The 6799-nt window shown below is 64.4% G+C and carries 9 protein-coding genes; 6 read left to right on the forward strand and 3 right to left on the reverse strand.

All coding sequences use genetic code 11. The features are described 5' to 3' along the window. The first annotated feature begins 74 nt into the window (after positions 1–74). Both G3574_RS17845 and G3574_RS17850 read left to right on the forward strand, forming a co-directional pair. On the forward strand, positions 75–848 hold the full coding sequence (locus G3574_RS17845; protein ID WP_163966147.1) for an ABC transporter permease: 774 nt from the start codon (positions 75–77) through the stop codon (positions 846–848). A gap of 14 nt (positions 849–862) precedes the next feature. Continuing rightward, on the forward strand, positions 863–1669 hold the full coding sequence (locus G3574_RS17850) for a type 2 periplasmic-binding domain-containing protein (RefSeq protein WP_163966150.1): 807 nt from the start codon (positions 863–865) through the stop codon (positions 1667–1669). 42 nt (positions 1670–1711) lie between these two features. Here G3574_RS17850 and G3574_RS17855 read toward each other — a convergent pair whose 3' ends face one another. Beyond that, complete coding sequence (locus G3574_RS17855) at positions 1712–2269, reverse strand: hypothetical protein (protein WP_163966152.1); 558 nt, start codon at positions 2267–2269, stop codon at positions 1712–1714. A 105-nt stretch (positions 2270–2374) separates the two neighbouring features. After that, a complete protein-coding gene (locus G3574_RS17860; RefSeq protein ID WP_163966155.1) occupies positions 2375–3412 on the reverse strand; it encodes a histone deacetylase family protein in 1038 nt (345 codons plus the stop codon). A 151-nt stretch (positions 3413–3563) separates the two neighbouring features. On the opposite strand from G3574_RS17860, the gene G3574_RS17865 reads away from it, so the two are divergent. Further along, a complete protein-coding gene (locus tag G3574_RS17865) occupies positions 3564–4046 on the forward strand; it encodes a ComEA family DNA-binding protein (protein ID WP_235953497.1) in 483 nt (160 codons plus the stop codon). A 122-nt stretch (positions 4047–4168) separates the two neighbouring features. Here G3574_RS17865 and G3574_RS17870 read toward each other — a convergent pair whose 3' ends face one another. Further along, positions 4169–4786, reverse strand: a complete 618-nt coding sequence (locus G3574_RS17870; RefSeq protein ID WP_163966158.1) for a carboxymuconolactone decarboxylase family protein — start codon at positions 4784–4786, stop codon at positions 4169–4171. A gap of 277 nt (positions 4787–5063) precedes the next feature. Between G3574_RS17870 and G3574_RS17875 the strand changes: the two genes are divergently transcribed. The 3 genes from G3574_RS17875 to G3574_RS17885 all read left to right on the forward strand — a co-directional run. Further along, positions 5064–5861: a substrate-binding periplasmic protein gene (locus G3574_RS17875; protein ID WP_163966162.1), complete on the forward strand. Its 798-nt coding sequence runs from the start codon at positions 5064–5066 to the stop codon at positions 5859–5861. Between the two features lie 180 nt (positions 5862–6041). Next, positions 6042–6485, forward strand: a complete 444-nt coding sequence (gene cynS / locus G3574_RS17880) for a cyanase (RefSeq protein ID WP_163966165.1) — start codon at positions 6042–6044, stop codon at positions 6483–6485. Between the two features lie 63 nt (positions 6486–6548). Continuing rightward, positions 6549–6799: hypothetical protein (locus G3574_RS17885; RefSeq protein ID WP_163966049.1), on the forward strand; the 251-nt coding region annotated here is incomplete at its 3' end.

Raw genomic sequence — 6799 nt, forward strand, 5'->3', positions numbered from 1 at the left:
GGTATGAAGTCAGGTGGCAAGGTCCACTACAATAGCGGCATCCCTCCATCTTTCGCGCAGCCCCTGCAACATCCATGAGCACCCAAACCCGCATCACCGGCAACAAGAAAAAACTGGCGATGATCCTCGCCGTCGTCTTCATCCTGTTCATCTGGCAGATCGCCGCATGGGTGCTTCCTTCCTTCCTCATGCCCGGCGTGCCGACAGTCGCCGCGCGGCTGTGGCAGGAATTGCAGACGCCGGCCTTCCGCACCGCCCTGACGGACAGCCTCGCCCGGCTGGGCGGCGGCTATGGTTCGGCCCTGCTGTTCGGCATCGGATTCGGGCTGGTCGGCGCGGTGCTGGCATTCTTCCGCGAGGTGCTGAAGTACGCCATCATCATCCTGCAGTCGATTCCGTCGATCGCCTGGGTGCCGCTGTTCCTCATCATGATGGGATTCGGCAACATGCCCATCATCGTCGTCGTTGCCATCTCGGCCTTCTTTCCCGCCGCGCTGTCGGTCATGAATGCCACCGAAAGCGTGCAGAAGGTGCATGTCTCCGCGGCCCGGGTCATGGGCGCCTCGCAATGGGACCTGCTCAAGCGCGTGTACCTCCCGGCGGTCATGCCCGAGCTGATCACCGGCGCCCAGCTCGCGTTCGGCAACGCCTGGCGCGCGCTCATCTCCTGCGAGATGCTGGTCGGCTTCGGCAAGGGACTCGGCCGTTCCTTGTCCTATGCCGGGGAAACCGCCGACATGGTGGGCGTCATGACGAACATCCTTGCGATCGCCATCCTCGCGCCGCTGATCGACCAGCTGCTGCTGGAAAACCTCAAGCACCGCGTGCTGCGCTACCAGTACGTCTAAGGAGTCGCCCTGCCATGTCGTCACGCCGTTTCCGGATCACCGCCCTGGTACTGACCGGCTTGCTGGCGGCTGCCGCCTCGGCGTGCGGCGCGGCGGAAGCGCTAGAGCAGGCGCGCCAGCGGGGCCGGCTGCTGGTTGCCATCGACGCAGCCGTTCCCGAGTACAAGGCGGGCACGAAGTTCCGCACGCCGGAAGCCATCGACCAGGCGCTGGCGGGAGAACTGGCGAAAGGCATGGGGCTGCCGTTGACCACCCTCGAATCCGGCCATGGCCGGCGCAAGGTGCTGCCCAGGCCGGATCTCGTGCTCACCACGCTTTCCGCGACGGGCGGGGTGCCGGCCGGCCACGTCGCCATTCCAACGGGATATGCCGCCGCGCCGATGGCCATCATGCGCAGCGATACCACGATACGTTCGTGGGAAGCACTCAAGGGGCGCAAGGTATGCGTGACGGAAGGCGGGAATCATGCCGGCACGCTGGCGGCCCGCTACGGCGCGGTCGAGATGCCGCAGCGCGCCCCGGCAGATTCGCTGATTGCCCTGCGCACCGGCGCCTGCGATGCCGCCGTGCATGACGATGCGCTGCTCGAAGAGCTACTCAAGATGCCCGAATGGAAAAAGTTTTCCGCGCGCCTGCGCGGCGGGCCGTCCGGCATGCTGGCCTTCGTCGTTCCGGCCGGCGAAACCCGGACCATCGCCGCCCTGAAGAAGGCCGTGAATGACTGGTCCGCCAGGCGCGTGCAGCAGAGCCTGCTCAACAAGGCGGCGCGCAGCATCGCCTTCGAGGTCTATCTCGACCAGGACGTGCCGGACTGCCATTGACCTGGTCGTTTCCGGCAACGGCGACAGCGCCGGCGCCGGCTCTCAGTAACGGCCTTGCCGGCGGCGTCCGCGGCGCACCAGGAAATAGATCACGAGCGCGGCGAGGCCGAGCAGCAGCGCCGTGCCAAAGCGGCCCTGCTGCTGTTCCTGCTGCGCAACCTGGTTCTGAGCTCCCGGCTGGGTCCAGTCTCCGCTGGCGCTGCCCGCGTCCTGATCGCCATTGCCGCCTTCGCTCTGGACCGGCGGCTGTTGTGCCGGATCGCGATGCTGGCTGCCAAGCAGGGATCCCAGCCCGAGGCCGACCAGGGCGCCGCCAAGCATGCCGCCCCATGGGCTGCCGGCCTGGCGCGGCAGCGGACGCACCGGCGCAGGATTGGGCGCAACTGGTGCCGTCTGGCGCGCCATGTCCTGGCTGCGCTGCGCGGGAGCGGCCGGCGCGGGCTGGCTGCGCGGCGGTTGTGCGCTGCGCTGCCGCATCGCGGCGGGAGGCGCCTGTCGTCCGACGGAGCGGCCGCCGCCAACCCGGGCGCCGAAGGATGGGGGCGCCGCCAGGCTGAGCGCCATCATGAATATCGTTGCTTTTGCGATTCTTCCTGCCATGACATCACCATGCTGATTGGGCTTCCCCGCGGGAATGCGGAAAGCGGCATGCAGCTTGGAGTCCGGTCCTGGAGAGAGGTTGCAGCTGGCTGACAGCCCCGGACATCAGCCCGCGCGATCGCGGAAGCCGCGCAGCACGCTTGCCACGTTGTCGCCGATCTCCTTTACCGCGTACCCTCCTTCCATGATGAACAGCGTCGGCAAGCCCAGCGCGGCGATGGCATCTCCCATGCGCAGGTATTCCGGCGCATCGAGCCTGAACTTCGAGATCGGGTCGCCGACGTAGGTATCCACGCCGAGCGACACGACCAGGGCATCGGGCGCATGGGCGCGGATGCGGGACGCGGCGAGGTCGAAGGCCGCGAACCAGGCGTCGTTGCCGCTGCCGGCGGGCAAGGGATAGTTTTGGTTGAAGCCGGCGCCGGCGCCTTCGCCGGTTTCATCGGCGTGGCCGAGGAAAAAGGGATATTCCGTCTTCGGGTCGCCATGGATGGACTGGAACAGGACGTCCGGCCGGCCGTAGAAGATGGATTGCGTGCCGTTGCCGTGGTGGTAGTCCACGTCGAGGATGGCGACGCGGTGCGCGCCGCCGTCGATGAAGGCTTGCGCCGCGACTGCCGCATTGTTGATGAAACAGTAGCCGCCGAGGAAATCGGCGCCCGCATGGTGGCCCGGCGGACGCGACAGGGCGAACGCGGCGCGCGCGCCCCCGGCGATGCGGCGCTGCGCGCTCAAGGCGATGTCGGCGCCGAGTTTCGCCGCCTGCCACGAACCGGCAGTGAAGGGCGTGCCGCTATCGAAGGAGTACATCCCGAGGCGGGCGATGAAGCTGTCGGGCTCGACGTCATGCCGGAAACCGCGGATGGGCCAGACGGCGGGGATGGCATCCCTGGTATTGCCCAGCGCCGCCCATTCATCCCAGGCGCCCTCCAGGAAGCGCAGGTAGCGCGGCGCGTGCACGCGCTCGATGGCGTCCAGCGGGAAGCTGCCGGGGGCCACGATGTTGCCGAGTTCCTGCCGCACGAGGGCGGCGTGGATGTAATCGGCGCGCTCGGGTTTTTCGAAGCAGGGCACGAGCTCGCCCCGGAAGAATTCAAATTCGCCGCGGTGCGCCCGGTGTTCGGGACTGTAGAAGATATCCATGTCGCAAAAGGAAAAGTGGGGATGGCAGGATGCTAGACCAGTTTCGGTCAAACGGTGCGGCGCACCCGCGCCGGGGACGTTGAACTTTCCCAATAATGCGGTTCTCCAAGTTTTGTTGTACCTTTTTTAATCCAACGACGAGGAGAGTGCCATGTTCAGAAAACTGTTCCTGGGGGTGATGGCCCTGCTGTTCAGCATGGGAATCGCATTCGCGGAAGTGGAAGTCAACAAGGCTGACCAGGCCGCGCTCGACAGCATCAAGGGCATCGGACCGGTGATGTCGAAGCGCATCATCGACGAACGCAGCAAGAATGGCGCGTTCAAGGACTGGGATGACTTCGAGAAGCGGGTGAAAGGGGTCGGCGACAAGAACTCGGCGAAGTTCTCGGAAAGCGGCCTGACGGTGAACGGCATGGCGAAGTCGGGTGCGGCCGCCAAGTCCGCCTCGACGTCCAAGGCGTCGAAGTCCAGCGACCAGTCCAGCGGAGCGAGCGCGTCCGCCAATGCCAAGTCCGACTCGGACAAGAAGGACAGCGGCAAGTCCGATTCCCGTTCCGGCAGCAAGAGCGACCGCAAGAACTCGTCCTCGTCTTCTTCCTCATCGACGTCGAGCAGCCCGGCTGCCGCAAAATAAGTCGTTGCCGCATCGTTGCCGCATGGCGGCGATGGCACGCAAAGGTACGTGATGCACGGATGGCGCGCTCCCCAGGGACACGCGCCTTTCCGTGCTGCCACCGCCGGCCTGTCGGATGATCCTTAGTCGGGGTAGCGCGACAGCTTCTTGCCATCCTTCGGAATCTGGTACTGCGCCACGTTCATCTGCATGGCAAGCAAGGTGTAGTAGGCGTTGATGCCGGTGAGATCCACCACGCCCTTCTTGCCGAAGCGCTTGTCGGCCCGGTCGAAGGTGCGGTCGGAGACGCGCTTGTTCTCGTGGAGTTCGGTCGAGAAGTCATACACGATTTCTTCGTCCTCGCTCATGCCGGTGGGCCGGCGGCCTTCCGCAATCGCATCCGCCACTTCCTTCTTGATGCCTGCCTTCAGGGCGATCGGATAGTGCACATACCATTCGTAGTCCTGGGTCCATTTGCGCGCCGTGATCAGGATGACGAGCTCGCTCAGGGTATTGCCGAGCGCGGAGTTGTAACGCAGGTAATCGCCCATGGCGCGCGCCTGGTTCATCACTTGCGGGCTATGCATGAGGGGCTCGAAGGGACCGAAGACAGGCACCTTGCGGGATGCCAGGAATTCTTCCGCCGCCTTTTGCTGCTCGGGGCTGTATTTCTCGGGCGGGATGGTGGGCAGGCGGTCGCTGGCGGCAGCAATGCCCTGGATGGCGAGAAGGGCGGCTGCAAGCAGGATGGGCGGCTTCATGGTGGGTGTCTCCCTCGGTATGGATATGGTGTGGTTGGCGGGCGCAAGGGCGCGGCGCCCCGCCATCATAATGCATTTGTCATGGACAAATCCGGAATTTCGTCATTCCTTGGTTGCGGCATGCGTTGGAAAACTGCCGAATACGTCGGCTTGGCTTTTCGCGGGCACGTGACAATGCCTGGATTGATGCTACTCTGCAATGAACGGCATCCGCGCAGGCTCCGTCCGGCTGCCGGCCTTCGCACGTGCGCGATGGCATGCCCTGGGAGGGATTCCGATGAAGAAGGTGGCAGCCTCTGTCCTGCTCGTGCTTTGCGCCAGCCTCTCCGCCGGCCTGATCGTCAAGCCGGCGCATGCCGAAGCCATCCTGATCGCGGCCAACGAATCGCGTCCGCCCAAGGTCTTCAAGGACCAGCAAGGCATGGCGCAGGGCATCCTGGTGGAGATCATGCGTTACATCCAGGACGAAATGGGACAGCAGTTCAACCTCGAGCTCTACCCCTGGAGCCGCGCCCTCAAGATGGCCTCCAACGGCGAGGCGGGAATCATCGGCCTGTCGGTCAACAAGGAAAGGCTCGTCATCTTCGATTATCCGGCCCAGCCGCTCTTCCATGACGAACTGGTGCTGGTGACCAGGGCGGGCAAGGAATTTCCCTTTTCGACGGTGGCCGACCTCAAGGGCAAGCTCATCGGCGTCTGCCGCAACTGCAGCCATGGCGACGCCTACGACCAGGCCGTCCGCGACAAGATCTTCGAACCCGTGCCGGGCGACAGCGCGAGCGCGCAGCTCGCCATGCTGCTGCACGACCGCATCGACGCGGTGCTGGTGACGGTGGGCCGTGCCGGCTTCGAGGAAGCCTTGCGGGGAAAGGTTGCCGGCGTCGACCTGGCGCAGCACCGCGACAAGTTCGTCATCCTGCCGGTGCCCTTCGCGCGAGACCCGAACTACCTCGCCTTCGCCAAGAGCATGGACAAGAAAAAATTCCTGGCGCAGGTGGACGTCGTGCTGAAGAAAGGGCACGAGAGCGGCGCCATCCAGAAGATCATCGACAGGTACATCGCGAGCAGGCAGTAGCGCTGCGCCACGCTGGCGGCAGCGGCCAAACCGGTGCGCGCTGCATCGGCAGCGCACCCGCGCGCACCGAAATCGTTCACGGCCGCCTCCAACCCATGCGCCGGTCGGGCTCAAGCACTCCAGCCGGGCCGGGCATGTCGCTTGCATTGTTCCGGCTTTCCATGACAGCAGGGAGCCGAGATGGACCGCATCGAAGTCACGAAGAAGATCATGACCGCCAAGGTTGCGAAGAAAATGAAATGGGCGGACATCGCCGCCAAAATCGGCGCCAGCAAGGAGTGGACGACCGCCGCGCTGCTCGGCCAGATGACGCTCGACGAAGACCAGGCGGCGACCGCCAAGGAATTGTTCAGCCTCACCGACGAAGAGACCGCCTGGCTGCAGATCGTTCCCTACAAGGGATCGCTCGCCACCGCCGTACCGACCGACCCGCTGATCTATCGCTGGTATGAAATCGTCAACGTGTACGGCACCACCATCAAGGAACTCATTCACGAAGAGTTCGGCGACGGCATCATGAGCGCCATCGATTTTTCGATGGACATCCAGCGCGAGCCCGATCCGAAAGGCGACCGCGTCAACGTGGTCTTGTCGGGCAAGTTCCTTCCCTACAAACAGTATTGAACCACACCGGTTTGGCACGTTAATTGCAGCCAGGAAAACCTGAAACGCACATTCGGGTGGACCATGAAAACGATCGGCAGGCTCGTCGGCAGTCTTACGGTAGCCAGAAAGCTGGCGCTGATCTACATGCTTGACCTGACCGCCGTGCTGTTCGTGTCAGGCATCCTGATCCGCGAAAAATACATCGCGATCGACTTCGCCAAGAAAGAGCTCGTCGGCAGCCATTACATCGCCCAGGTCGCCGGCGCGCTCGCGGCGGTCGCGTCGGCGCAGATGTCGAGGACACAGGAAAGCGCGCAGGGGAAGGCTGCCGT

Source organism: Noviherbaspirillum galbum, assembly GCF_010974945.1.
Lineage (GTDB): Bacteria > Pseudomonadota > Gammaproteobacteria > Burkholderiales > Burkholderiaceae_D > Noviherbaspirillum > Noviherbaspirillum galbum.

Coding starts and splice junctions, on each gene's coding strand:
- G3574_RS17845 (WP_163966147.1), top strand. CDS start 75: ATGAGCACCCAAACCCGCATCACCGGCAACAAGAAAAAACTGGCGATG.
- G3574_RS17850 (WP_163966150.1), top strand. CDS start 863: ATGTCGTCACGCCGTTTCCGGATCACCGCCCTGGTACTGACCGGCTTG.
- G3574_RS17855 (WP_163966152.1), bottom strand. CDS start 2,269: ATGGCAGGAAGAATCGCAAAAGCAACGATATTCATGATGGCGCTCAGC.
- G3574_RS17860 (WP_163966155.1), bottom strand. CDS start 3,412: ATGGATATCTTCTACAGTCCCGAACACCGGGCGCACCGCGGCGAATTT.
- G3574_RS17865 (WP_235953497.1), top strand. CDS start 3,564: ATGTTCAGAAAACTGTTCCTGGGGGTGATGGCCCTGCTGTTCAGCATG.
- G3574_RS17870 (WP_163966158.1), bottom strand. CDS start 4,786: ATGAAGCCGCCCATCCTGCTTGCAGCCGCCCTTCTCGCCATCCAGGGC.
- G3574_RS17875 (WP_163966162.1), top strand. CDS start 5,064: ATGAAGAAGGTGGCAGCCTCTGTCCTGCTCGTGCTTTGCGCCAGCCTC.
- cynS (WP_163966165.1), top strand. CDS start 6,042: ATGGACCGCATCGAAGTCACGAAGAAGATCATGACCGCCAAGGTTGCG.